The following is a 25,352-nucleotide window of genomic DNA, read 5'->3' on the forward strand; positions in this document are numbered from 1 at the left end:
TAATTATACTTTAACACCAAAGATATAACCCACTAAAGCTGATAAAACCATTGCAATAGTTCCCCAAATGGTAATTCTTAAAATAGCTTTTGGAATATTAGAACCACCTGTTTTTGCTGCCATTGTCCCTAAAATAACAAGGAAAATTATGGTAGAACCATAAAGCCAATATTCCATTCCCTTTACAGGAGCAAAAAGTATGATCAAAAGCGGCAAAACACCGCCCACTGTAAAAGCTGCACCCGATGCTAACGCAGCCTGAATAGGATTTGCCTGGCTGATTTCATTAATGCCCAATTCATCTCTAATGTGTGCTGCTAATGCATCTTTTTCTGTAAGTTCTATTGCTACTTGCAATGCGGTTTCTTTTTTAAGACCTCGCTTTTCATAAATTTGAGCCAATATTTGCAATTCTTGTTCGGGCATTTCTTTTAGCTCTATAATTTCTCTTTCAATATCAGCTTTTTCTGTGTCGGTTTGTGAACTTACCGAAACGTATTCTCCTGCTGCCATAGACAAAGCTCCTGCAACTAAACCGGCAATTGTGGCTAAAAGGATTGGCTCTCTTGTGGAACTTGCTGCTGCAACACCTATTGCAAGGCTGGAAATGGAGATTATTCCGTCATTTGCTCCCAAAACAGCTGCTCGCAGCCAATTGCTTCGGTGAATGTAATGATTATCTAAATAGTTGTCGATTGTTATCATTTTTTGAGTTTTTCGGATTGTTGTGATTGGTAAATATAATTACAAAATAAAGAGTGGAGATAATGTTGATCAATTTTAATAAAAAAAGAACGATTCTTTTTGAATCGCTCTGATATTTAAATAGATTTCCTTGCGATAAATAATGTATTTTTAGTCATCATCTTGTTTTTCACCTTGTTCATTGTTCTTTTCATTACCGTTTTGAATAGTGGTGCTTGATGAAATTTCGGTATGTCTTATTTGACCTCCAAGATAGCCAGTTCGAGCCACTAAAGCAAAACTGATTATTGCTAAAAAAAGAGTTACCAATGTTAATGATTTTGCCAACGAATTTTTAATAAATTCAAGATATATTGTAATGAGCGATGCAACTCCTACAGAGATAAATGCTGTAAGTGCATACGCTGCAAAATCAGCGTGCTGTTCTATTATATTTTCTGAAACACCCCGTATATTTTCTACCGTTTCTTCTGCACCTTCTCCTGTTATGTAGGCAATGACAGCCCCTAAAGCAGAAATAATAAAGATATAATGTGCTGCCGTTTTCGTTGTATTGCTTTTTTTCCAGATACCATATCCTAAAACTAAAGTTCCCAAAAGCGAACCAAATATAGGCAGATGAGTAATGAGCAAATGTATGTGTGCTTGATCCATTATTTCTACGTTTTAAAGTGAATTGATTTTAATAAATTTCTCGCCACTTGTCATAGAAATTCCGCAGCGTTTTGGTGCTGTTGTTTCATACGTATTACCACAAGTAGGGCAAACAAAATAAGTAGAAGCCAAAGTGTTTGTTTTATTGCCGTTTAGTGCAGCCAATGCAAGTACATAAAATTCTTTATGTTTTTTCTCGGTTTTATAAGCATAATTCAAGCTCATTAAAGCCAATTGATTTCCCGCTGCATTTGCTTCTTTAAGAAATGTGGGGTACATCGTCGCTGCTTCATAAGCTTCTCCTTTTATGGCAAATTCTAAGTTTTCTTTGGTAGATTGTACCTTTACGTCAATAGTTGGTGTTTTTACTACAACTCCCATCTCTTCTAATACCGCTTTGTGATTGTTAGCGTGTATTTTTTCAGCCAAAGATGCTGCTTTGAATAGTAATGCAATTTCTTTAAATCCTTCTTCTTCCGCTTTTTTAGAAAAAGCAGCATATCGAGCGGTTGCATTTGATTCACCATTAAATGCTTCTTGCATATTGGCGACTGTTTTTACCTTTGCCCGTTCTACAGAAATTGCTTTTTGCTCTGAGGATTCTTTATTTGTGGTACCTGCTTCAGCTGGAGGTTTCATTTCGTTGCTATTCTCATTTGATTTTTTACAAGAATTCAAAAAAAGAGAGGCAACTAGAACAAGACTTGCTAGGATAGCAAATTTATTATTTATAATAATAGATCTACCTTTTTGAGTTTTAAAAATAATAGTTTTCATATTTTTTTATCATTGATCAGTTTACTTGTTCTCATTTTTTTCGTTAGCTTCATTTTTTTCACCTGCTTCACTATTTTCTTTTCTTTCGCTGACTTCGCCGGTTTCTTTTTTTTCGTAAGTTTCGTTCCCTTCTTTTTCAGAAGTTGCAGCTCTTGTATTTTGGAAATGTTTAGTGGTATCTACTTTTGTACTAGATGCTTCTGACTCTAATTTTTCATTTTTTTTACAAGAAAAAAAACTTAATGTTACAAGAAGTAATGCAAGGGTGATTGTTTGCGCTTTCATAATTTAATTGATTTTAAGATTATTTATAAAGCAAAGGTAACACTGGCTATCTTTTACTTTTCTAAGTGAATTCTTAAAATCAACTAAAGTTTTTTAGGAAATAAATTGTAAACAGAATGAGGTGCCCTGATCTTTGACGCTGTTTACGGTAAGTATGATGTTTTGTACTTCACACAATCTTTTTACAATGGAAAGACCTATTCCGTTTCCAGGTATTTGAGAATTTCTGGAGTCATCAACTCTATAAAATCTATTGAATAGTAAGGGTAATTTATCCGCTTCTATTCCAATACCATCATCTTCTACGCACAAAATTTGATCAGAAGAATTATAGGAAATGTAAATATTCCCATCTGTTTTGTTGTATTTTACGGCATTAGAAATGAGGTTATCAAGAATCATTTCCAATAAAAGAATATCTGCAGAAACGATAGCTTCTTGCGGAAGATTATTATGGATATGTATGCTATTTTTTGTGAGGAGTGATTCGTTATTTTCGATGCTTTTTCCAATGGCTGTATGTAGAATTACAGGTTCTTTATTCGCAATAAGAACGCTGGATTCTAAACGGGCAAGTTGCAACAATTGATTGTGTAATTGTGATAACCTATTGGTTTGATGCAGTACTTCTTGCATTTTTACTTCATAGTGTTCGGCAGTTCGTGGCTTTCTTAGAAGTACTTCTATAATTCCTTTTATTGCAGCCAAAGGGGTTTGCATCTCGTGAGAAGCATCTGATGTAAATTGTTTTTGCTGGTAAAAACTATTTTCTAACCTGTTCAAAAGTTGATTTATGGTAGTTGCTAATTGGTGTATTTCATCTTGATTTTCGGGTAATGGCAATCGGGAATTAATATTGGTATAATCAATTTGTGAAGCTGAATCAACCAATTGATGTATGGGTGCAATAGCTTTGGAAGCTACAAAAGACATAATAAAATATAAAATGGATAGAATAACACAATATGTTAAAATTAAAACTATCAATAAGTTATGTAAAACATTGTAGGATTCCTGCTGTGAAACGCCAATTGTTAATTGTCCTATTATTTTATGATTATTATTAAATACAGGAAATTGACCTTGTCTTATTTTTTGATTATTAATAGTTTCGTTATAAAAGACCGTTGATTTATTTTTTGGATTAAAAAGAAAGTGACTGTCTTGTAAATTGATAGATTTGAAAATAGTGTTCCCTTTCAAATCCACTATTTGTATAAATGTAGGGTTTACTTCGATTTGACTGTGTTCTGCCTCTTCCCATTCTGGCATTTTATTCATGATGATTTGGTCATCGTCCCAATCTAAATTAGCAAAAATTTCGTTTTTTTCTGTAATAATATCCTCATCTAAATGCTTGTAAGAAGTATAATAAACTACACCATAAATAACGACAAAAGCAATCGCGGTCAAGACAGCAATTGCGATCAAATTATAAGTCGCTATTCTTTTTTTGAAACTTAACCTCATTCGTTGTCATTAATTCTATATCCAACCCCTCTAATAGTTTGAATGATAGATTCTTTACCATCAGTATCTAATTTTTTTCGTAATCCATTGATGAAAACATCGATAACTGCAGTGTCTTTATCAAAATGAATGTCCCATATTTTTTCCATAATCCTGGAGCGGCGGCATACTTTTCCCTTGTTACGCAGCAATAATTCTAATAACCCAAATTCTTTTTGGGTGAGTATAACTTCTTTTCCGTCTTTAGTTACTTGATGTGCATCAATATCCATCGCAATATCTCGAAATGTAAATTGGGATTGTTCACCTGTACTATTTCGCATCAATACCCTTATTCTTGCAAGTAATTCTTCAAAAGCAAAAGGCTTTTTCAAATAATCATTAGCACCTGTTTCTAAACCAAAAACAGTATCATCTACAGTATCCTTTGCGGTCAAAAAAATAATGGGCACTCGCTTGTTTACTTTTCTAACATTCCTACAAATTTCTATTCCACTTATACCAGGAAGCATCCAATCTAGCAATAGAATATCATATTCATTTACCAAATCTAGGGCTAATTCTAAACCCACTCTTCCGTTATCAGCAACATCTACTGCAAAACCTTCTTCTTCTAGTCCTTCTTTTAAAAAGCCAGAGATTGAAGGTTCATCTTCCACTAGTAAAATTCTCATAATTTTAAATAATTATTCTGGATTAGAATTGCTCTCATTTTCATTAAAATTAGGTAATGCCAGTTCTACGCCTGCACCGTGATTGTAAACTAGCTGTCCTCCTAAATAAGCGGTACGACAAACAGATCCAATTAAAATGGCAAATACTAGAAAACGGATGAGTTTTATCCATTTGTTAGTAAATCTGAATACATCAACAGCAGTATATAAAATAGCTGTGGTAATAGCAAGCCATAATGTTAAAAGTGCTGCTTCTGCGTGCATTTCAATTGCTTTGCCTAATATGCCACTTTCCATACCTTCACCTGCAGAATCACCCGAAAAATAAGAAATTATTGTACCAAATGTACCCAAAATTAATAAGTAAAAGGCAGTATGCTTAAAAAATATTTTCTTAAATATAATACCAATTAAATCACTAAAAAAGCCAATAAGAAGTAATGCAATGGGAAAATGGATGACCATAGCATGTAAATGTGTTGAACTAATCATAATATACTTTTGAACAAAGATTATAAAAGTAGTATTTGAATTTTCTTAGCGTACTCTTAAGTTTTTCTAAAGATATTTTAGTACAGATAAAATAGCAGTGAGATGTTTTTTGTTTCGTTGGTCCATTGGTTGAAGTCCTGGCACTTACACTGTTTGTGAAAGTAAGTCTATGGCTTAAGAAAAAATACTATGGTAAGACTAATTTAACTGAGCTTTTAAAGACATAAGGGGAATTTGCCTAAACAAACTCCCCAATGTCGAAACCCTCTGCATTATCTTGACGCTTCTTGACAGAAATGTCCTCAACTTTATTCGAAATACTCTGGCTAAGCAAAGCGACAATTCGCTTTGATGCATCACCCAATGAATTTTCTAAAAGATCAAAAAGCTCGGTTTCCTGAATTTTTTGAATGATGTTGACCGCTTGCTTTTCTAAGTCAGTCTCCAGCACCTCTTGCTGAAGCAACTGTCCCGCAGTACTCAATTCCTGAAAGGTAACCCCTGTAGCAAACCCGCTTTCTATTTTAGAATCATCCTGGTACTGCCAGTCTTCTTCCTCGTATTCCCAATCATTATTTTTGACCAGTATCTCGTCAAGTTCTTTCTTTGAAGCCGTATTTTCAAATACCTCCTCCTTGGTTTCTGAATCAAAATTATTTACATTAATGACACTAGATTCGCCTTGTCCTTGATCAGCATCAGATGGCTGTAACTTTCTTTCTTCTATCTTTGTTTTTCCCATAATAGAGGGCACAGTTAGGTGAGCTTCGGCACTTTTTTCCTTTGGATGCTGATTTGTAAATTTCCTATCACAAAGTAGTAGGATGATAACTAATAATAGCCCTATGATGATTAATTGTTCCATAAGATGATAGATTAAAAGATTGGACGGTATTTGTTGTTGAAATCATCAGTGATCTCTTTTTCAAACGTTTCAAAATGGTACGCCAAAATATTATCGAGATAAGCATATAAAGGGATCTGATCTTCGGCAATGATCTGGATGATCCGTGAAAGTCTTTCATGATATTCAGGTCGAATATAAATACTTTTATCACCACGCTTGGTCATCGTGTGATGCGTGAGAAACTGCTCAGCGTAGGTGATTTCAAGACTTTTTTTGCTTTTTATTTTTTGCTTCGTCGCCGGCTTCTCCTTTAAGGAATCAAGTTCCTGGCTCTGCGATTCATTCTTTGTGTTGCCCGCCATGATGGACATCAGATATTGTTCATCGATATTGTTGTCTTCATTGTTCTTTTTATCACTGTCCATCTTTTCACAATTTTACAATTCTTAAAAACTCCTCCATAAATTGGTCTAGCCTGCATAATATCATCAACTTAGGATCTGCTGGCAGTAATGTCGAACGGAAAACGGTTTTGGCGACCGTCTCCCCTTCTTTGCGAAATCTCTTACTGTCTGTGATCGATGTTTCCATCAATTGAAGTCCCAGATCTTTGATCACATTATTGTAATTTTCATACAGCGGTGTTTTCTCCCTACCATCGACCTGATTCCAGAACAGCTGTATGCTTTTGATCTCAGTGTGCTTTTTCTTCATCAGGATATTGGTCAGGACATCAGTAAAACTAAGGGTACTTTCAAGGACAACCCTATCCGCGGTTATGGGTGAAAAGATATAGTGGACATTGGCGAGTGTACTCAAAATGCCAGCCGTATTGACTGTTCCGGGTAGATCCAGAAAAACGATATCCGGCACAACTTCGGAATTATCAACATACGCTTCAAACTCTTGCAAAACCGTATCGGTCTTGCTCTGGAAAACAGGATAGGCTTTTTTATTGATGGTTGTAAATTGCTTATGAGCCATTTTTTTTAGTATCTCATTCTGCATCACTGTTTTAAGGTCCCTCTCCCTCATCTGTATTAAACTGTACTGTGGGAAGTCACAGTCGAACACAGCGACTTGATATCCTAATCGGTAATGAAGGATACTTGCCAACAGTGCCGTGAAGGTACTTTTTCCCACTCCTCCCTTTTGAGTGGAAAAGGCGATAATGACTGGTTGTTTTTTTGTTTCCATTTTTTTTGATTTTATAGTTAACATTAGTTAACGATACTTCTAGAGTGATAGCTGGCTGGCTCAAATCATATCCGGCTTTCCTGCAATCTTAGGCAATTGAAAGCATATCTGACTTCCAACTGTAGGATCAGAATTCAATCAGTCAGTGGGTCTTTCCTGAAAGGATCCTGTACTTCCGTCAGGTTGGAATGCCTGACTGATCTTTATCTTGTGCTATTGCTTTCCGGATATCCTGACTAACGTCTGGAAAGTTGGTATGCCTGCCTTCAAGAACTCAAACGATTTTGCCATACATCAGTCCTGCCGACATTCTGGTACAAATAAATAACATCCGGCTGCACTCAGCTTCTAAGTGGTTGTCTTTGACTCGCAATGGATTTGTTTGGCCTTATGAACTTCAGAGAGTCTGTGAAGCATTGTCGTTTACTTTGTCAAAGCTTAGTTGACTGGTTTAAAGCTATCAACCTTTAAACAGAAGAAGAGTCTGTACTACTGGATTAAATCTATTGTATTGTGGGTCTAGCCTTTCACCCGAAAGGGGCAAGTTGTGTTTTGAGCATCTCGAAACGATTTCGGATGCGCAAAACAACTTGCCCTTGCAGGGAGCAGAAACAATCTCCGAAGTCGATGTTTTTTAAATTTAATTGGATAAATGATGAGTGAACATAATGGTAAACCAAAGAAAAAGACAGGACGCCATCCGAAGGCAGATCCCGCCAAGATTCGATATACGATCTCATTTAATGAGGTGGAACATTCCCGCTTTCTTGAACTTTTTGACCAGTCAGGAATGAACGTAAAAGCGCATTTTATCACTTCGTGCATTTTTGAAAAGACGATCAAGACCGTGAAAGTCGACAAAGGAACAACTGATTTCTATATGCGATTGACCTCGTTTCACAGTCAATTTCGGGCTGTTGGAGTCAATTATAATCAGATGGTTAAACTGTTATACACTAATTTTTCAGAGAAAAAAGCAGCCGCTCTTCTTTATAAATTGGAGAAACAAACTATAGAAATGGTGGAGATTTTCAAAAAAGTGATGCAGTTGATAGAAGAATTTGATCAAAAACATTTGAAAAATCTAGAATAAGATGATCGCAAAAATTGGAAGAAGCAGTAATCTTTTTGGCACATTGTCGTATAATAATTCAAAAATTGAACAGGATAAGGGAGAAATTCTGATGACCAATAAAATGATTGAAACAGCTGACGGGAAGTATTCTGTTGCTCAATTAGCGAGATCATTTGAACCTTACCTACTGGCAAACCGAAATACCGAAAAACATACGCTGCATATTTCCCTTAATCCTGATCCTAAAGACAAGGTCTCTGATGAAAAATTTCGAGAAATAGCTGAGCAGTATATGAATGAAATGGGTTATGGCGATCAGCCTTTCATCGTGTTCAAGCATACCGATATCGACCGCAGCCACATCCATATTGTTTCAGTTTGCGTTGATGAAGATGGAAAAAAGATATCCGATCAATTTGAAAAGATCCGTTCGATGAAAGTCTGCCGGGAACTGGAAAAAAAATTCGGTCTGATATCCGCAGTTGAGAAACAGTCTCAGGAAAATCAAAAGATCTTTCGACCGATTAATTTTAAATCTGGAGATATCAAAAGCCAGATTGCATCGGTAATACGACACCTATCCTCCTACTACCAATTTCAATCGTTAGGGGAATTTAATGCGCTGCTTTCACTATTTAATATTACTGTGGAGAAAGTGGAGGGAGAATTACAAGGCCAATTAAAAAGAGGATTGCTTTATTTTCCTTTAGATGACCAAGGAAAAAAAGCAGGAAATCCTTTTAAAGCATCTTTGTTCGGGAAAAATGCAGGAATCGATGCTCTCGAAAAACACTTCACTGCTTGTAAAAACAAAAGCAATAATCAACCGCTCAAACAAAATTTGAAAAGATCGATTATTGAAGCACATCATTCTTCGAAAGATGAGCAAGCATTTAAAAAGAAATTGAAAAAAGAGGGAATTGATACTGTTGTCCGTAAAAATGACAACGGCAGGATCTATGGAATAACTTTTATCGATCATCATTCTAAAAGCGTTTGGAACGGGTCACGCTTAGGCAAAGAGTTTTCTGCTAACACCTTTAATGATTATTGGAACGATAACATCAAAGCCGACCTTACAAAAGATGACCAGTCACCAAAAGCTTCACAGTCCAACAGTAAGGAGAATTTGCCTGCTGAAGAAACGCATCATTTATTTGACTTCTTACATACTGAAAAACACGGAGATAGCATATTTGAAGCATTAGGTGGTTTACTTCCAGAAACACAAGGCGAAGATTATGAAGAACAGGATTTTGCAAACCAATTGAAGAAAAAAAGAAAGAAAAACAGATCAAGGTGAGCGAATAATATGAGTATTTCTAAGATGGGATGACAATTGATGTATATAGACTACAAACTTTCCACCCTAACGATTGATAAAGTGATCTGCCTTGCTCTGTTGCTACCAAAAAATTTTCATGAACATTTTGTGATACCGCAATTTTCTCAAGCTCCGCAATCAAATACGTTGCCAGACCTTTTCGCTTGTGATTTTCTTCAGTAGAAATTCTATCGTATATAGCTAAATCCTCTACTATTGTAATACGACCTATCGATGCCAATTCCCCTTCTTTCGTCAGCACTTTTATTAGGGTAGTTGAATTATAATTTTTAACATCAGCCTTGTAGTTAGCAGGCAGGGTAATTTTTTGAATATTCATTGGTGAGGAACAGTTCATCATGTACCCTTGTGGTTGAATCACCCATTGATCAGAGATTACATTTATAAGATCCTCAGGAGCAGCGCAGACTTTGAGGAACACCCAGGTTTCTTTTATAGTTTTTGTAAGTTGTATAAAATCGTCATTAAGCTCTGCAAATATATACCGCGTCTTTTGCTTCTCATAACCGACATCAACTTTAAAACCTGATTTAAATTTTGTTGGTAGTGGCAATTGACGTGACAAGGTCCAGGCGCGAAGCCACTTTTCTAAAATATGTGAAGAAATACCGTTTATCATTGATCAGCCTTTATTTTATAACAATTTTTAAAGATAGAAATTTGAAATAACATTACCTGTTACTCAACGCCAAATGTATGCATACAATGCCACAGGCTGCCACATTTCCGGTACCTGATCAAGGCACAATACATTGATTGTCTAAAATTAAACTTTACAGTTATGCAGGGAGAAGATGATTTAAGAGGACTTGCCAAAATAATGGCATTTATGAGAACGGTCAGTGTTATTTTGGTTGTGATGCATTTGTATTGGTATTGCTATGGCTTTTTTGAAGAACGCGGCTGGACTTTAAATCTTGTCAATAAGATCCTTCAAAACTTTGATCGGGCAGCAGGATTATTTAGCAAACCACTGTATTCAAAACTTTTTGCAGTGCTTTTGTTGAGCCTGAGTTGCCTTGGCACCAAAGGGGTGAAAAATGAAAAGATCACCTGGAACAAAATATATGTTGCTTTGGGTTTGGGTGTATTATTATTCTTTTTTAGCATACCCCTTTTAAAACTGTCATCGGACTTTGTGGTTCCCTTATATATGCTGTCAACTGGTTCGGGTTATATTTTCTTGATGATGGCTGGTGTGTGGATGAGCAGACTTCTGAAACATCATCTAATGGATGATGTATTCAACAGCGAAAATGAAAGCTTCCAACAGGAAATAAAACTTCTTTATAACGAATACTCTGTCAATCTACCAACTAAGTTTTATTATCAAGGGAAATGGCATCCTGGTTGGATCAATGTCGTGAATCCTTTTCGCGCTACCATTGTTCTGGGTACGCCTGGATCGGGAAAATCATTCGCTGTAGTCAACAACTATATAAAACAGCATATTGAAAAAGGATTTTCCATGTATATCTATGATTTTAAGTTCGATGACCTTTCTACCATTGCTTACAACCATCTGTTAAATCATTCAGAGGGATATTCGGTAAAACCTAAATTCTATATCATCAACTTTGACGATCCTAGAAAAAGCCATCGTTGCAATCCCCTAAACCCGAACTTTATGACGGATATTTCTGATGCTTATGAAGCAGCCTATACCATTATGCTGAATCTCAACAGAAGCTGGATACAAAAGCAGGGCGACTTTTTCGTGGAAAGCCCTATTATCCTTTTAGCTGCGATCATTTGGTTTCTGAAAATCTACAAAGGTGGGATATACTGTACGTTTCCACACGCCATTGAATTGCTGAACAAAAAATACGAGGATGTCTTTACGATTCTCACTTCTTACTCCGAATTGGAGAACTACCTCTCCCCTTTTATGGATGCCTGGCAGGGCGGTGCACAGGATCAGTTGCAGGGGCAGATCGCTTCGGCAAAAATCCCTTTGTCGCGGATGATCTCTCCGCAACTCTATTGGGTAATGACAGGGGATGACTTTGCGTTGGATATCAATAATCCGAAGGAACCGAAGATTTTGTGTGTAGGAAATAATCCTGACCGGCAGAATATATATTCAGCAGCTCTGGGACTTTACAACTCAAGGATTGTCAAACTGATCAATAAGAAAGGACAGCTAAAAAGCTCGGTCATAATTGATGAGCTCCCTACGATTTATTTCAGAGGATTGGATAATCTGATCGCAACCGCCAGAAGCAACAAGGTTTCTGTTTGTCTGGGATTTCAGGATTTTTCACAGTTGACCAGGGATTACGGCGATAAGGAAAGCAAAGTGATCCAAAACACCGTTGGGAATATTTTCAGCGGACAGGTGGTTGGAGAAACTGCAAAAGCCCTGTCAGAGAGATTTGGCAAGGTTTTGCAGAAAAGGCAAAGCATCTCCATCAATAGAAATGATACTTCAACATCCATTTCAACACAATTGGACAGCCTGATCCCGGCCTCTAAGATCTCGACTTTGACACAGGGATTTTTTGTCGGTGCCGTCTCAGATAATTTCGATGAAAGGATCGAACAGAAAATATTCCATTCAGAAATCGTCGTTGACACCGTTAAACTTTCTGAACTGGAAAAGAATTACCAACCCATACCTCAGATCCGCTCATTTGTCGACGAGCAGGGAAAAGACAGCATGCAGGCAGAAATTACATCAAACTATAAAAGTGTCAAAGCAGATATCGTGATGATCATCGGTAATGAAATGGAACGGATTTCAAATGACCCCGATCTGCAGCACCTCATTAATAAAAACTAAAGCAAACCTCAAATGGAAATTTTAAACCATTCGAGGTTTTCGCAGGAGAATTATTCTCCTTCTGAATTCTTGAAGTGCTGATCGAGATGTTCACAGACCAGATGCAAAAACTTCGTTGGACCTTGTTTTCGGTTTCGGATCTCAAATATCGTTTTGTGGAAGTTGCCTAAATCTGTGTCCAAGGATTTTTCTGCAAATTTAATGACCTCACTGAGCTCGATGTTGCCTCCGTTGAAACAACGCATCTGATAAAGAGCATAGATGAGTTCGATCAAACCAACCTTGGAGGCAGACCATACCAGGGGTGACAAGGTTTTAGTGTTGTCATTATTACTTAATTTCTCGAGCTGCTTTTTGAGGTATTTGTCCATTTGTTGGCTGGCAATGAATCTGGCTACCAGATGATCGTGAGAAGTGGTAAAGCTGCTGTCAAAATTGTAGAAGCCTGACGATAATTTCATTTTCAGGTCGTATGAATTTCTGATAAAGACTTTATGGTCGAGATAGGTAGCCTCTCTTCGATGATAGCCATAAAATTCCGCATGTTCCATGTAAAAACTTTTGAGTTTTTCCTGTTCTGCCTCGTAGTATTTTTTCATTGCCTTGTTCCCTGCATTCGGTTTATGGGATTCCAGTTCTAAAATTGCAGATAAATAGATAAACTTTGAGATAAATTGTGGTTTTAGTTTCTTGAAAAAGTAAACCTCTTCAGCGATATTCTCAAAATCGTGCGCTGAGATCATTTCTTTTAACTTTCTGATGGATTCATCGATCAGCAGTAAGGATTTCTCTGCGACTTTCACAATATCGTCATCGTCGTCATATACTTCATTGATCTTCAGCTCTAAATCGTCATGTAATTTTGTGATCTTTCTAAAAATTGCTTTTGTTACCATGTCCTTTTTTCAGAAATTTACAAAAATTCGTGTATTCATGCGACAATCAACTGATCCCAAGGTCCTTTTTTCGATTCTTGATGTAGTCTGTAGGTCGGATTCCATTGATCTCGAAGAATAGGCTGGAAAAATTTTGCCTTGCTGCAATACCGCATTCTTCTGCCAATGCTGTGATGCTGTAATTAAGATATTTCGTATCGGTATTCAGAAGGTGCGTGATATGGTTGATCCGCAGCTCGGCCATATATTTGTTGAAGTTCATTCCCTTGTTTTCGTTGATGTACACCGAGAGGTAATGTGAATTTGTTCCCAATTTGACAGCAACACTTTTTTCGGTCAGGCCTTTCTTGGTGAACATCAGCTCTTTCTCGAATTTATTAAGTTTCTGCCTGATTTCTTCGGTCATTGCTGCAGTAAGGCTGGTCTTTCTCGAAGGACCTTTTGGGGACATCTCGCCATCAACGTCAGCAATGACGTTGGGCTGGTTTTCTAATTTTTTCTGCAGTAGCTCATACTGCTTTCTGATCTTGCGTTCCCTGTAGTAACGGTAGATAAAAAATCCGAGTAGCATTGATCCGGATGCAATTAAAATCTGTCCTATCATTATTTTCTTTCTGCTGGCTTTCTCAAGGCGTTGCTTCTCATCAAGTAAACTGCTCCGGTCATAATCCCTGTGAAGCTTCGATGACAGATAAGGATAGTCATTGCTGATCAGACTGTCGGCTTTAAGCAACTGATTGGTGTAATACAGTTGTCTTTTAATATTTTTTTTCGACCTGTAGAAACCGATCAGAAAATTATAGCTGGGTGAAACTTCGGGAATGACAAATCCTTGTTTGTTAAAGATCGAATCGACCTTGTAGAAATACATTATACCCTGCTCAGGTTTCCTTTGTGCAATATCAATTCTGCCCAAATAAAAATAGACCACAGAGGCCCATGCGAAATCATTTCGCTTAACAATGGCAGGCAACGACCTTTTAAGATAAGCGCTTGCTGACGTATACGCTCCGTCGTTGTATTTTGATATAGCTATGCACTTCAGAAAATAACTGTTCTCCAGAACAAAGTCTATGTTATTACGGGTAAGCTTATCCCCTAATAAGCTCAAACTGTCGCTTTTTTTAAAATTCTTAAGATAGCGGTTGATGACCGTCAGCTGGTGAAGACTGTTGAAATAGGCCTTTTTGTAATTATAGGTCTCATTGTTGTGAAGATCTTCGGTGATATGCTGACCGTAAAATCGTATGCATTTCTCAAAATGGGACAACGCATCTTCATAATACCCCAAATGACCTTTGACGATACCGAGATGATAGACCACTTTATATTTTTGGTATTGGTCATCGGAACCTTTAGAATAGTTGTAGGCAAGAACATATTGATTAAGTGCCTGCCTGTAATTTTTTTGATAGAAATAGTAGATAATGCCCTTGCTGAGATGATCCCTGCTCAGATCATCACTCGTTCCGTACTGACGACTTGCCAATATTGCACTGTCCGCGTACTGCATTTTATGGGCATAGTCAAACTGACGTCCGTCGCGGTATCCTTGAATTAGCTTATTAAAACTGGACTCTGATTTTGCTTTCTGGATGTATCGTCGTACCTGAGGCATGGCACTGCTGTCGTCAATGTCTTTTTTCTCATATGAACTTCTTATCTCACTGAATGTTGTCTGATGACCCTGTGAAAACAGGAGCTGTGAAAAAACAGAAATGAATACAAGAAAGTATGCAACCCTTTCCATATCACTTATTTTAGAAACTCACCATATCAAATTTAGACATTTTTTTTAGTGAAATTATGAGATCACATAGATTTCATACTATCAAAAAGCATAGGAGGCTTTATTTTATTGATAAACAACTACATAGTCACTAAAATCAATGGGATCAATTTTAAAATTGTGACGTATTAATTTTAAAATCACGCCGAACAACACTTTTTTTGAGGCTTTTTGACCGATACCTTTGGCTTAGAATTCTATCTTAATCCGGCCGGGATAACCCAATTAAAAAAATTAAAATGAAAAAGCTTATCCCAATTTTTAGTATAGCGATAGCGTCAGTTTTATTGCAAAACTGTACCGATCGAGATGAAGATGTCAGTGCAGATCATAGTCGATCAAATGACACACAACCAGAGTTCATGATGCGTGGAGATTCGACCAGATCGTCAGGAGAAATTGTAGATCCCGATCCGCCGGTAAGAGATGGCGATAATTGGCGGTCTGTCCCAAAAAAGTAATCACACCTTATGACCTATGATTCCCCATACCTCCATATCAGTTGTCACAGGCTTACCATGTCCGGAAAGCGGCATCTGGGAAAGTATGGGGAATTTCAGAACGACAGTCACTTTATTTAAAGGTGAGAGAATGCCGGACTATTGTGGAAGGAAGATCAAATGGAAATTAATTATAGCCTGTTAAAATTTACAAGTATTTACCATGAGAAAGACATATTCTATAATTGTTAAAGTGATCACCTACTTTTTTATACTGCTTTTTTGCTATGCTGCAATCAGCAAAATACTGGATTTTGAAAACTTTCAGGTTCAGATTGGGCAATCACCTTTGTTAAGTGCTTATGCAGGATTTGTATCATATGCAGTAATTATTGCAGAACTGCTCATCGTACTGATGCTGATTTTTCCAAAAACATTTCTCTTGGGATTATATTCATCAACTGCAATGATGACAGCGTTTACGGTCTACATCTATTTAATTTTAAATTATAGTGATTTCGTACCATGTTCATGCGGAGGGATCCTGGAGAAGATGGGATGGACAGAACATTTGATTTTCAATATCACAAGTGTAGTGCTGGGAATTGTAGCTGTCTTTTTATATTCAAAGAACGAATATCCACGCAAAACTGTTATTCTATCACTCGTCATTTCCAATATTCTAAGTGCGATCATTATTCTTTTTTTATTTTTAAGATCAGACTATGTGATTAAGCAGGAAAATAATTTTACACGAAGGTTTTTAATGCATCCTGTTCTAAAAACAAAAAGTATTGCTCTCGAAAACAACACGTACTATTTTGCAGGATCTGATAATCAAAAGGTATATCTTGGAAACAGGACCATGCCACAAAATCTACTGACTGTCGACTCATTGCTTCAAAAACGACCCAATTTAAAAATGGATCTGGATCTTAAAAAATATCCATATAGAAAGATTGAGGTTAAAGTCTATGGTAACAATTATTTTATCTACGACGGTACAGTGCCTGTAATATCTAGAGGGCAGTTAAGCCGTCCTGAAACGGAGGTCATCAGTTACAAGGATGCTTTTTTCAGTCAGATAGAAATTATCAACAGTAATAGAATGGCCATTAGAGCACTGTCATCAACAACTAAAAATCTTACACTTGGTTTATTAACGATTGAAAAAAATGGAAAAAATGGAAAAAATAAAGTCCAGTTATTTCCGCAACTTCTGGAAAAACAATCTGATGGGGTATTTGATTCGGACGGTAATCTGTCTTCAGATCCTAAATCATCAAAAGTAACTTACATTCATGCTTACCGTAATCAGTTTATTGTGATGGATTCAACAATGAAACTTCAACGGAGGTTATCAACTATTGATACAACAACTATTGCCCAGATCAAGGTAACTTCCCTATCCGACGGAAGATTTAAAATGTCTAAACCAGCATTGCTTGTCAATGGGAATGCAAAAATTTTCAACGGACTTTTATTTAATCCTGCCTACTTAAGAGGCCAGCATGAACCCGTCAAAAGATGGAAGGAAAGCAGAACAATTGATGTTTACAATATCAATAAGCAGGAATATATCGGAAGTATTTACATTGATCATTACAAAGATTCTGAGATGTCAGATTTTATAGTTACCGATAAGCACTTGTACGTCATTGCAGGAAATCAGCTCATTCAGTACCGTTTGACAAATTCTTTGACAAAATATTTTAAAAACGGGGTAGCCGAAAACCGTATCCAAGAGTAGGCACAATCAAATTTCTTTATTATGAAAAAATTTCTTTTTCCTGTTGTCCTAGTATTAGTGGGCACAGGGTCAGCACTTGCTACCAACGTAGCAAAAAAGAGTAACAAAGCTTTAGTACCTGCTTACAGAATTGTGAGCGTAGGAGGAGGACAGTTCCAATGTCAAAATGCTGAGCAACAGTGTAGTGATGTTAATAATGGTATTGTCTGTAAATGGGAAGTTGACGGCACTACCGATCTTCATGATGAAGGCTCAGGAACCATGTGTGGAAGCGAACTTTTTCAAATTCCATAATAGAAAGATGAGGGACGCTATTGAGCGTCCCTTTTCATTTCCTGATTAATCCAGTCAATATTTTCCTCTTTTTTTAAAAAATAATTCCACCAATCCATTACCTTATTATTAAGGTCTTTGATTTCCTCAGAATCATCCTTTAAAGAGTGCTCCTGCTTGTCATACAGTAAAGCCACAGCCTTCTTATCATTTCGCAGCAATCCCATAAAGAAACTCATAGGCTGATCCAAAGGAGTATTAGTATCTTTTTTTCCTGCCCATATCAAGACCGGTGCACTCACATTTTCCACATAATTGATTGGATTATTACGAAAATACACGTCTTTATTATCAGAGTATGGTTCTCCCATCTCAAACTGACCGTTTTCAAACCGCATATAATTGGCAACATTAAAAAGATCGCTGAACGAAAAATAAAAGTGAGGAATATCACCTAATGATCCACCTGTAACGTATGCTGCAAAGCGTTTGGAATGAGTAGAGATGAAATTGGTTTCGTATCCTCCTAAAGAATGACCAATCAATCCCAACCGAGATGCATCAATATTCGGATGATTTACAATTACATCCAAACCGCTGTTCACGCAATCCAAAGCGGAAAGACCTGTTCCTCTCTTATCGAATAGTATATCCGGTTGGAAAACAAAATAACCATTCTCTATAAGCGTACGTTTGTTAAAGCCAGTATTACCCCAGTCAGGGTAAAGGTACTTGTCTGCACTGCCGGAAAGTAAACTGTAGACCTGAACCACCACGGGATATTTTTTCGAGGAATCAAAATCTACAGGATAGGTAAGAACTCCTTTTAAAGCGGTCCCCACACTGTTTTTATAGGACAGAATATCCTGTTTCATAAACTTTGATTTCTGATCATGCAAATTTGAATGGTATAATAATTTCTTTTCGGCATCACCTTTTTCAGTTAAATACAAACTGGCGGCTACATTAAAATTTTCCTCTACAGTAAATATTATGTTTTTCTTTTTGTCGTATTTAAAGTCTTTTATTTTGTTGGGAGTATAAGGAATTAGATTTCGTATCTCTCCGTTCAAAAATGTAAAATAGCCGTTATCATTATAATCTGTTCTTTTTACATTTAATACTAGAGGTTTCTTTGCATCGGCACTTCTTTCGACAAATTTAAAATTACTTATATGATGGATCAGGTTTCCGAGTAAGTTATGAAAGGTCACTTTTGAATTGTTTGCAACAATAATTTTTTTTGAGCTACCTTTTATCAGATCATATCTGAACAAACCATCTGCACATTCAAATAAGGCTGTCTGATCAGACATCATTACTGGATTGGTAAGCTTTTCGGTAGTCATAATATCTTTTATCTTGTTGAGAAAATGGTCATATAAGATCCACATTTTTTTATCAATACGGTACGCAAGTGTAAATCTGCGATTCTCACTCATGACCAATTCTTCGACATTTTCAAAGATACGTTCAGCCTTATCGGTATAAGTATCATATCTGAATACATTAAAACTGCGATAGCCAGTATAATTGAATTCTTCGTCTGTATGATATGCCCAAAGATAGTGGGCATCATTCATCCCGATAAAATCAGAAAAATGACCTGTCGGTATTTCTATGATCTCATCTTTTGAAATGTTCCAGTGTAGGTACCGATGATGCTTTGTTCCGTCTTTTTTGTCCCGCAGGCGTTTATCTCCACTATACCATACCTCTACCATTTTATCTTTCTGTGGTTGCTGGATATGCTGAAAATCAATCAGGAAAGTATCGGAATCATGAATCTCAGATATTTTAACGGATTCAAATCCACTAGAACTGATTTCCTTATTCTTATATAAATAATTATCTGATGTTCTGATTAAAAAAACACTTAATTCTAAATCATCTGCTTTCCGATATTCTTCTGTCAATGAAATGAAATTTTTTGATGGCAGGTACTTTATTGATTTAATACCATTGCTCGTTGTATGTATCGTTTTTACAGTTTTACCATTCCATACAGCAATTTCAGAGGTGCTACCATTTTTATAAACCAGATATACTCTGCCGTCCCCATCCGAAATAAAATCCTGCACTCCTTTTGAAGAATGCAGAAGTTTCCCTTTATAGTCATAGATATTGATATTCTTAGCATGATCAAGGAGAACCACCTGTTTTGACACTGACAGAATTTCTCCACTAATTATTTGATCAAACTTCTTTCTCTTTTTTGACGGCAGATCGATCAGTTCTGCTGTACCATTACCTACGGCAAATGCGAGATTGTTATTCAGGAATGCAACTTTATTTTTTTTTAGCAAAGTATCTAAAATTATGTTCTCTGATTTTGTATCAAAAATCAAAATTGTATCTGAATTCTTCCTGTAATATTTCGTTACTAAGGCAAACCGTTGATCATCCGTTACCTGCAAGCCACCTATTGCTGTTGAAAAACGAGACATCCATTGATCCATTTCGGCATCAGTTTTCTGTGCTTTAATCAGGATACCTGAGCAAAGCCATAATAAAAGACAAACGGTTTTCATTAGTATCCTGAATTTTGAGGGTTCATATTGGGGTTCATTAACAGTTCCTTCTGCGGCAGAGGCCAAACTTTATGAAAATCCTTCCAATTTGTCTTAGTCGTTTGTAAGGTATTCAACTGCCCTGCTCTTTTCAGATCTATAAAGCGGTGACCCATTTCCGTAAAAAACTCTTTTCTATTTTCTTTCAGAATTTCATCCAAAAGAGTGTTCTGTGAAACTGAACTTGCCAAAAGGGGTTCAGCTGCCCTCTGTCTTATAGGATTGATGTAAGGAAGCGCTTCCGCAGTCTTATTTTGTTTAGCCAAAGATTCAGCTAAAAGAAGATAAGCCTCTTCCAGTCGGAAAACGATAGAGTTTTCCATTGTATTAGCAGATCTTGCTTTATATTTTTCTGCACGGTACCAGGTCGTTCCTGCTACGGTAACAGCCGCCATCCAATGCTGTTTACGGAGATCACCGGTCTGGAATGAACTGACAAGAGCCGGAGACAGGGACATAGAATAAGGTGCTACATTGGCGAAATAATAGAGGGTAGCTTCTCTGACAGGATCACCACTGTTCTTTGGTTTAAGTTGCCAGATAATATGCGTTCCTGATTTTAGAAAAACTTTTGTAATATCATTCTGAAATTGGTACAGAGGACTTTGAATGACGGCTTTTAAAGTACTTTCAGCTTCAGCATATTTTGATCTTTGCATCTGAACTTTTGCCAGCATCAGTTGAGCCGTTTTTTTGTTAATAAAAATCCTTTCTGCAGAACGGTATTGATCCGGTAATAGTTCTACTGCCTCTGTAAGATCTGATTCAATGCGCTGTAAAACCTCCTCAGAATTTGTCTTGGTAATGGATTGATTGATCTGATAATTAGTTGTAACTGGATACGGGATATCACCATAGATTTGCTGCAGATAAAAAAAGAGCAAAGAACGAATGGTCAAAGCTTCCCCTGTCATTCTGTTTTTTTCAGCAGCTGATATAGAACTTGAGCTATTCAGTCCTTCAATTATTGAATTGCTGACATATATTTTCTGATAGGCTGCAGACCATACTGAACTTACAAATTGATTGGTGTCTATCAAAGTATTATTGGAAATCTCGGGAAGCCCGTTGGTAGCGTTGACTGCGTAGTACGTCAAATCATCGGTGTAAAGACTCAGTATTCTGCCACTCTGATCTCCTGCAATCGGCGAAGCTTCCCAAAGTCCGGCGTATAAACCCGAAAGTACCGAATTAGCAGTTTGGGCATCCTGAAACACTGTTTCAGACAGCATCTGATTTTCCGGAAGATCTACTTCCAGCATTTTTTCGCACGATATCAGTGTAGTCAGAATACAAAGCACTGCTATTGCTGTTATTTTATTAATATTTGTTGCCATTTTCTTTTTGTTTTAATAATTCAAAATCAAAATCATTTAATTAAAGGGTCAGCTGTACTCCCAATGAGTAAGTCCGTAAAGGGGGTAAGAAACCTACAGATGTAAATTCAGGATCAATTCCGAAATATTTCGTCCATGTCAGAAGATTCTGTCCCTGAAAGTAGACTTTAGCTTCCCGAAATACTGATGAGCGCATCGGAATGGTATAATTGATCTGAACATTTTTCAAGCGTATAAACGATCCGTCAGACACACTGGCTGTACTGGTCTGAAAAAGACTGTTAGAAGATGAATTCACAGATCGGTACGGCATATAAAGTCCGTTTGGATTTTGAGGAGACCAGACATTGAGCGCTTCCACCGGAAGATTGGTCATAATGCCCGGTGAGGTTATAATTGAGTTGTAATTTCGGCTCTGTTGTTTTACAAACTGTAAAAGGAAAGATAAGTTCCAGTTTTTGTATCTCAGCTCATTGCTTAATCCTCCAAAAAACCGTTGCCCTATATTTTCCACAATCTGGCGGTCGTCCGGTGATGAGATTCTTCCGTCACCGTTGAAATCCGTAAAGCTGTATAATCCGGTAGCGGGATTTACGCCCGTTAACTGATACAGTTTAATGATTGAAATGGGTTCTCCAACAATATAGTTGTTCGCATAGGTAGAACCTTCAAGACCCGGAAATGAAATCAGTTTGTTCTGAGGAAATGTTATATTAAAAGAACTATTCCATGAGAAGTTTTCAGATTTCAGAACATCTGCTCTCAATTCAAATTCAAAGCCTGTATTCTTAATAACTGCATCCAAGTTCGCTAAAACCGAACTGAACCCTGTTACTGCTGGAAGCTGGTAGCCTACCAACTGATTTCCGGAGCGGTTTCTGTAATATGCTGCCGTCATGTTCAGTCTGTTTTTGAACAATCCCAGTTCAAGAGCCGCCTCCATTTTCACTGTTCTTTCCCAACTGAAATCAGGATTGAATAATTTGGTTGGGCTGAGTCCTGATGTCCCATTATAAATCAGCGTTGATGTTGCGAATGTATTCAGATACTGATAATCTCCGATATTATCACTACCTGAGGAACCAAAACTTCCTCGCAGTTTTCCGAAACTCAACCATGAACTATCTTTCAGGAAATTCTCTTCCGAAAACAGCCATGCTGCTCCTACCGCACCGAAATTGGCAAACTTGTTATTGCTTCCGAATCTGCTGCTTCCATCCCGTCTACCGGTAATGTTGACAATATATTTTTTATCAAACTGATAATTAACCCTTCCGAAAAATGCTGCATATCGGTATTCTGTGGTGATATGATCCAGAATGACCTTGGTCTGTGCCGCTCCGATATTATTAATAAAGGCATTGCTTTCATAACCGGTTCCCTGAATAGCACCTGATCCGTTGGTATCTCTCTGATAAGTTCCTCCCACCAAAATATCCAGCTGATGTTTTCCTTTTTTAAACAGCCAGGTGATCTGTGGTTCGACGACCATAGAAAAACGGTTCATATTACTTTTGGAAGACTGTGAATTAAGTGAAGTTGCTCCGGTGGAAGGATTAAAAGCTGTACTTGGGCGTAAAGACCATTCTTCAAGGGTATTATAGTTAAATCCTCCGTTAACCTTAATTCTGAAATTCTCAAATGCTTCATATTCTGCACTCATATTATTCATGAACTGAAGATTATCGTTGGAATATGAATTCTCATAAGCGGCAACAGGATTGGTAAACGTATTATTTTCCCAATTCAGATTTCCGTTAGCATCATATAAAGCGGGTGCATTAGGAGAAAGACTGTACGCATTCCTTGTGATATCAGAATTGATCAGATTATTATCTAATGATGAAAATAAACTGGATGAGTTAAAACTGAATTTCCTGTCCTGAGAGCGGTGGCTGATATTTCCGGAAATCGTATTCGTTCTATACCTGAAATCCTGCCCGAATACCATGGTCTGTTCCATATGTCCCAGACTTACCAGAAAACTGGTGGTTTCACTTCCTCCGCTTAATGAAAGCTGTGTGTTGGACAAAGTGGCAAAATTCCCGATCAGTTCTTTTCTCCAGTCCGTGTAACGGTTGCTGTCCCAAACACCGTTCACATCGTAGGCATTGACAGGATACACAGAAATATTGTCATTGGCAAAAGCTTGTTTTCTCATGGCAATATACTGTTCTGTGTTCATCATCTTAAGGTTAGATAAAGTCTGACTCAGAGCATAAGAAGAATTCAGGGAAAGTTTAACATTTCCTCTCTTTCCTCTTTTGGTGGTAATGAGTACTACTCCATTTGCTCCCCGCGAACCGTAGATGGCAGTGGCATCGGCATCCTTGAGAATTTCAAAACTTTCAATATCGTTGGGGCTGATTGCATTTAAAGGATTGATATCGGCATTCGGTAAAATTCCGGCTCCGTATCTTGAAGTAACGCTCCCTCCGATAGGAACACCATCCACTATATACAGGGGTTGGTTTCCGTCGGTATCCGAATTCAAACGGGTGCGGAGACTGTTTCGCCCACGAATCTGAATATCAAAACCTGCTCCGGGAGTTCCTGAGTTTTGGGTAATGCTTACTCCTGCCATTCTACCCTGCGCACTGGCAAGTACATTGGTCACGGGTTGATTTTCTATGTCTTTTGCTGAAACTTTGGCGATGCTACCGGTTCTTTCTTTGTCTTTGACCTTGTAGTAGCCAGCGTTGAGAATAACTTCTTCGATTCCCTTTACTTTTTGTTCTAAGCTGATATTGACGACGGTCTGATTGGTGGCTGTGATTCGTTCTTCAGCATAATCAGGATGTCTGAACAATAGGATGGGATTTTCTGCTGAAACCTGTAATGTATAGGTTCCGTTTTCGCTGGTAGTCGTTACCTGATTGCTTCCTTCTTGGGAGATGGTTACTCCTGAAAGCGGTTTATTGGCTACAGTAACGGTACCGGAAATGGTGCGTGTTTGGGCTTTTGTGTTGGTGCTGACAGCTGTCAGCATAAGGCCAAAGAAAATACCTCCTATCTTGTAATAGGAATTTTTCATAGATTTGTAAAAGGTTTTTAATCGTTAAATTAATTACTGATCTGCTCTTTCCCTATGTCGTCAAACTGTATGGGAAGGGGCTTTTTTGTTTTTTTATTTTTTGTAATTAATGTGATGGATTCATCGATGGATAAAAACTTTCCTGATGCCCTTTGGTGTGAAAAAGGACTGGTGAGGTTCTGTAAGCAGTGACCGCAAGGCACCGGAAAGAATTTAATATGAATGAAATCTGTGTCCCGTGTGAGCTTTTTAAAGCCGCAATAGGTTGTACCCTCCTATTGTATCGTATAATCTGATACTGTATTTTTAGGAAGCGGGCTTAGATTTATTGTAGAGATGGGCGAACTGCATTGGAAAAAAGACGGCGTGGGACTCTACATCATCCATCATTGAGGCACTGGTATACCCTTGGGAACAGATAAGAGAGCCCACGCCTAGGTCGTGAGCTTTCTGCTTATCCTCTTGTCCCAATTAAAAATTACCAGTTTTCAATGACTAGATTCTAAGCAATAGCTTCTAATATTTTTTGAAGTATCGCAAAGTTACATTAATTTTAAATGTAACATTTTGCTAATATACAAATTTATTTACACATGTGTAATTGTAATCGTGTTTTTTTATTACTCCTTTTGTTTTAATGAAAAAACAAATAAAAATAAGTGAACTTACTGAGGCAATATCTGAGGTTATTAAAGAACTGTATAAAGAGAGAGGTACCGCTCTATTAGATGAAAACAATCAGTATTTCAATGAAATTGGTAAAAATCTAGGGTTAGAAAGGTACACTTCCACTGACCATAATGTAACTTGTAGTAAACTATTTGCAATCTGCGACTTTTTTGAAATATCAATGTCTGAATTTTTTATTAGAGTTGAAGAAAATAACAAACTCCTCAAATTCGATAAGGAAAGAAAAGGAGCACTTGTATCAAAAGCCTATCAAAATAAATAAAAAATAAG

23 protein-coding genes are annotated in these 25,352 nt (G+C 37.2%); 7 read left to right on the plus strand and 16 right to left on the minus strand.

Features of this window, described 5'->3' with window-relative positions:
• Positions 1-3: 3 nt before the first annotated feature.
• The 10 genes from EL260_RS15950 to EL260_RS15995 form a co-directional block, all read right to left on the minus strand.
• Positions 4-705 (minus strand): VIT1/CCC1 transporter family protein, encoded by a 702-nt coding sequence (locus EL260_RS15950; protein WP_102980672.1) that lies wholly within the window; start codon positions 703-705, stop codon positions 4-6.
• Between the two features lie 150 nt (positions 706-855).
• Positions 856-1,359: a hypothetical protein gene (locus EL260_RS15955; RefSeq protein WP_102980673.1), complete on the minus strand. Its 504-nt coding sequence runs from the start codon at positions 1,357-1,359 to the stop codon at positions 856-858.
• A 12-nt stretch (positions 1,360-1,371) separates the two neighbouring features.
• The gene (locus tag EL260_RS15960) at positions 1,372-2,136 is read right to left on the minus strand and encodes a rubrerythrin family protein (protein WP_102980674.1); all 765 of its coding nucleotides are present in this window, start codon (positions 2,134-2,136) and stop codon (positions 1,372-1,374) included.
• A 21-nt stretch (positions 2,137-2,157) separates the two neighbouring features.
• Positions 2,158-2,421: a hypothetical protein gene (locus tag EL260_RS15965; protein ID WP_123856258.1), complete on the minus strand. Its 264-nt coding sequence runs from the start codon at positions 2,419-2,421 to the stop codon at positions 2,158-2,160.
• A gap of 93 nt (positions 2,422-2,514) precedes the next feature.
• Positions 2,515-3,891, minus strand: a complete 1,377-nt coding sequence (locus tag EL260_RS15970; protein WP_102980676.1) for a sensor histidine kinase — start codon at positions 3,889-3,891, stop codon at positions 2,515-2,517.
• Complete coding sequence (locus EL260_RS15975; protein WP_102980677.1) at positions 3,888-4,565, minus strand: response regulator transcription factor; 678 nt, start codon at positions 4,563-4,565, stop codon at positions 3,888-3,890. Before EL260_RS15975 ends, EL260_RS15970 begins: the two co-directional genes overlap by 4 nt.
• 12 nt (positions 4,566-4,577) lie before the next feature.
• A complete protein-coding gene (locus tag EL260_RS15980; RefSeq protein WP_102980678.1) occupies positions 4,578-5,057 on the minus strand; it encodes a DUF2231 domain-containing protein in 480 nt (159 codons plus the stop codon).
• A 238-nt stretch (positions 5,058-5,295) separates the two neighbouring features.
• Positions 5,296-5,922, minus strand: a complete 627-nt coding sequence (locus EL260_RS15985; protein ID WP_102980679.1) for a hypothetical protein — start codon at positions 5,920-5,922, stop codon at positions 5,296-5,298.
• Between the two features lie 11 nt (positions 5,923-5,933).
• Complete coding sequence (locus tag EL260_RS15990; protein WP_102980680.1) at positions 5,934-6,329, minus strand: DUF3408 domain-containing protein; 396 nt, start codon at positions 6,327-6,329, stop codon at positions 5,934-5,936.
• A 4-nt stretch (positions 6,330-6,333) separates the two neighbouring features.
• Entirely contained in the window at positions 6,334-7,101 is a 768-nt protein-coding gene (locus EL260_RS15995) for a ParA family protein (RefSeq protein WP_102980720.1), read from the minus strand.
• A 655-nt stretch (positions 7,102-7,756) separates the two neighbouring features.
• Between EL260_RS15995 and mobA the strand changes: the two genes are divergently transcribed.
• Both mobA and mobB read left to right on the plus strand, forming a co-directional pair.
• The gene (gene mobA / locus EL260_RS16000; protein ID WP_102980721.1) at positions 7,757-8,194 is read left to right on the plus strand and encodes a conjugal transfer protein MobA; all 438 of its coding nucleotides are present in this window, start codon (positions 7,757-7,759) and stop codon (positions 8,192-8,194) included.
• Between the two features lies 1 nt (position 8,195).
• Positions 8,196-9,479, plus strand: coding sequence for a conjugal transfer protein MobB (mobB, locus tag EL260_RS16005; RefSeq protein ID WP_102980681.1), 1,284 nt, complete (start codon positions 8,196-8,198; stop codon positions 9,477-9,479).
• Between the two features lie 19 nt (positions 9,480-9,498).
• Here the strand turns inward: mobB and EL260_RS16010 are convergent, their stop codons facing one another.
• Complete coding sequence (locus EL260_RS16010) at positions 9,499-10,140, minus strand: GNAT family N-acetyltransferase (protein ID WP_073334096.1); 642 nt, start codon at positions 10,138-10,140, stop codon at positions 9,499-9,501.
• A 162-nt stretch (positions 10,141-10,302) separates the two neighbouring features.
• Here EL260_RS16010 and mobC point away from each other — a divergent pair, with 162 nt between their 5' ends.
• The gene (mobC, locus tag EL260_RS16015; protein WP_123856259.1) at positions 10,303-12,303 is read left to right on the plus strand and encodes a conjugal transfer protein MobC; all 2,001 of its coding nucleotides are present in this window, start codon (positions 10,303-10,305) and stop codon (positions 12,301-12,303) included.
• Positions 12,304-12,353: 50 nt separating this feature from the next.
• Here the strand turns inward: mobC and EL260_RS16020 are convergent, their stop codons facing one another.
• Together EL260_RS16020 and EL260_RS16025 are read right to left on the minus strand one after the other, a co-directional pair.
• Positions 12,354-13,199 carry an RteC domain-containing protein gene (locus tag EL260_RS16020; RefSeq protein WP_123856260.1) on the minus strand — a complete coding sequence of 282 codons (846 nt, stop codon included), beginning with the start codon at positions 13,197-13,199 and terminating at the stop codon, positions 12,354-12,356.
• 46 nt (positions 13,200-13,245) lie between these two features.
• On the minus strand, positions 13,246-14,949 hold the full coding sequence (locus EL260_RS16025; RefSeq protein ID WP_123856261.1) for a helix-turn-helix domain-containing protein: 1,704 nt from the start codon (positions 14,947-14,949) through the stop codon (positions 13,246-13,248).
• Positions 14,950-15,465: 516 nt separating this feature from the next.
• On the opposite strand from EL260_RS16025, the gene EL260_RS25625 reads away from it, so the two are divergent.
• From EL260_RS25625 to EL260_RS16040, 3 genes are read left to right on the plus strand one after another with little or no spacing between them, the layout of a single operon-like run.
• The gene (locus EL260_RS25625) at positions 15,466-15,633 is read left to right on the plus strand and encodes a hypothetical protein (protein WP_164466531.1); all 168 of its coding nucleotides are present in this window, start codon (positions 15,466-15,468) and stop codon (positions 15,631-15,633) included.
• An 18-nt stretch (positions 15,634-15,651) separates the two neighbouring features.
• The gene (locus EL260_RS16035; RefSeq protein ID WP_123856263.1) at positions 15,652-17,178 is read left to right on the plus strand and encodes a MauE/DoxX family redox-associated membrane protein; all 1,527 of its coding nucleotides are present in this window, start codon (positions 15,652-15,654) and stop codon (positions 17,176-17,178) included.
• Between the two features lie 21 nt (positions 17,179-17,199).
• Complete coding sequence (locus EL260_RS16040) at positions 17,200-17,472, plus strand: DUF6520 family protein (RefSeq protein WP_027379072.1); 273 nt, start codon at positions 17,200-17,202, stop codon at positions 17,470-17,472.
• A 17-nt stretch (positions 17,473-17,489) separates the two neighbouring features.
• Here EL260_RS16040 and EL260_RS16045 read toward each other — a convergent pair whose 3' ends face one another.
• From EL260_RS16045 to EL260_RS16055, 3 genes are read right to left on the minus strand one after another with little or no spacing between them, the layout of a single operon-like run.
• Positions 17,490-19,982 carry an alpha/beta hydrolase family protein gene (locus EL260_RS16045; RefSeq protein WP_123856264.1) on the minus strand — a complete coding sequence of 831 codons (2,493 nt, stop codon included), beginning with the start codon at positions 19,980-19,982 and terminating at the stop codon, positions 17,490-17,492.
• Positions 19,982-21,358, minus strand: a complete 1,377-nt coding sequence (locus EL260_RS16050) for a RagB/SusD family nutrient uptake outer membrane protein (RefSeq protein ID WP_123856265.1) — start codon at positions 21,356-21,358, stop codon at positions 19,982-19,984. Before EL260_RS16050 ends, EL260_RS16045 begins: the two co-directional genes overlap by 1 nt.
• 40 nt (positions 21,359-21,398) lie before the next feature.
• Complete coding sequence (locus EL260_RS16055) at positions 21,399-24,392, minus strand: SusC/RagA family TonB-linked outer membrane protein (protein WP_123856266.1); 2,994 nt, start codon at positions 24,390-24,392, stop codon at positions 21,399-21,401.
• A gap of 637 nt (positions 24,393-25,029) precedes the next feature.
• On the opposite strand from EL260_RS16055, the gene EL260_RS16060 reads away from it, so the two are divergent.
• Positions 25,030-25,344: a hypothetical protein gene (locus tag EL260_RS16060; protein ID WP_123856267.1), complete on the plus strand. Its 315-nt coding sequence runs from the start codon at positions 25,030-25,032 to the stop codon at positions 25,342-25,344.
• Positions 25,345-25,352: the final 8 nt, after the last annotated feature.

The sequence above is a fragment of the Chryseobacterium nakagawai genome (assembly GCF_900637665.1).
Classification (GTDB): Bacteria; Bacteroidota; Bacteroidia; order Flavobacteriales; family Weeksellaceae; genus Chryseobacterium; species Chryseobacterium nakagawai.

Excerpts from the sequence above, each read along its gene's own strand:
- EL260_RS16035 (WP_123856263.1), top strand. The coding sequence starts at position 15,652 with ATGAGAAAGACATATTCTATAATTGTTAAAGTGATCACCTACTTTTTT.
- EL260_RS15970 (WP_102980676.1), bottom strand. The coding sequence starts at position 3,891 with ATGAGGTTAAGTTTCAAAAAAAGAATAGCGACTTATAATTTGATCGCA.
- EL260_RS15990 (WP_102980680.1), bottom strand. The coding sequence starts at position 6,329 with ATGGACAGTGATAAAAAGAACAATGAAGACAACAATATCGATGAACAA.
- mobC (WP_123856259.1), top strand. The coding sequence starts at position 10,303 with ATGCAGGGAGAAGATGATTTAAGAGGACTTGCCAAAATAATGGCATTT.
- EL260_RS15975 (WP_102980677.1), bottom strand. The coding sequence starts at position 4,565 with ATGAGAATTTTACTAGTGGAAGATGAACCTTCAATCTCTGGCTTTTTA.
- EL260_RS15985 (WP_102980679.1), bottom strand. The coding sequence starts at position 5,922 with ATGGAACAATTAATCATCATAGGGCTATTATTAGTTATCATCCTACTA.
- EL260_RS16010 (WP_073334096.1), bottom strand. The coding sequence starts at position 10,140 with ATGATAAACGGTATTTCTTCACATATTTTAGAAAAGTGGCTTCGCGCC.
- EL260_RS16025 (WP_123856261.1), bottom strand. The coding sequence starts at position 14,949 with ATGGAAAGGGTTGCATACTTTCTTGTATTCATTTCTGTTTTTTCACAG.
- mobA (WP_102980721.1), top strand. The coding sequence starts at position 7,757 with ATGAGTGAACATAATGGTAAACCAAAGAAAAAGACAGGACGCCATCCG.
- EL260_RS15965 (WP_123856258.1), bottom strand. The coding sequence starts at position 2,421 with ATGAAAGCGCAAACAATCACCCTTGCATTACTTCTTGTAACATTAAGT.
- EL260_RS15960 (WP_102980674.1), bottom strand. The coding sequence starts at position 2,136 with ATGAAAACTATTATTTTTAAAACTCAAAAAGGTAGATCTATTATTATA.
- EL260_RS15980 (WP_102980678.1), bottom strand. The coding sequence starts at position 5,057 with ATGATTAGTTCAACACATTTACATGCTATGGTCATCCATTTTCCCATT.
- EL260_RS25625 (WP_164466531.1), top strand. The coding sequence starts at position 15,466 with ATGATTCCCCATACCTCCATATCAGTTGTCACAGGCTTACCATGTCCG.
- EL260_RS15950 (WP_102980672.1), bottom strand. The coding sequence starts at position 705 with ATGATAACAATCGACAACTATTTAGATAATCATTACATTCACCGAAGC.
- EL260_RS16050 (WP_123856265.1), bottom strand. The coding sequence starts at position 21,358 with ATGGCAACAAATATTAATAAAATAACAGCAATAGCAGTGCTTTGTATT.
- EL260_RS16040 (WP_027379072.1), top strand. The coding sequence starts at position 17,200 with ATGAAAAAATTTCTTTTTCCTGTTGTCCTAGTATTAGTGGGCACAGGG.
- EL260_RS15995 (WP_102980720.1), bottom strand. The coding sequence starts at position 7,101 with ATGGAAACAAAAAAACAACCAGTCATTATCGCCTTTTCCACTCAAAAG.
- EL260_RS16045 (WP_123856264.1), bottom strand. The coding sequence starts at position 19,982 with ATGAAAACCGTTTGTCTTTTATTATGGCTTTGCTCAGGTATCCTGATT.
- EL260_RS16060 (WP_123856267.1), top strand. The coding sequence starts at position 25,030 with ATGAAAAAACAAATAAAAATAAGTGAACTTACTGAGGCAATATCTGAG.
- EL260_RS16020 (WP_123856260.1), bottom strand. The coding sequence starts at position 13,199 with ATGGTAACAAAAGCAATTTTTAGAAAGATCACAAAATTACATGACGAT.
- mobB (WP_102980681.1), top strand. The coding sequence starts at position 8,196 with ATGATCGCAAAAATTGGAAGAAGCAGTAATCTTTTTGGCACATTGTCG.
- EL260_RS16055 (WP_123856266.1), bottom strand. The coding sequence starts at position 24,392 with ATGAAAAATTCCTATTACAAGATAGGAGGTATTTTCTTTGGCCTTATG.
- EL260_RS15955 (WP_102980673.1), bottom strand. The coding sequence starts at position 1,359 with ATGGATCAAGCACACATACATTTGCTCATTACTCATCTGCCTATATTT.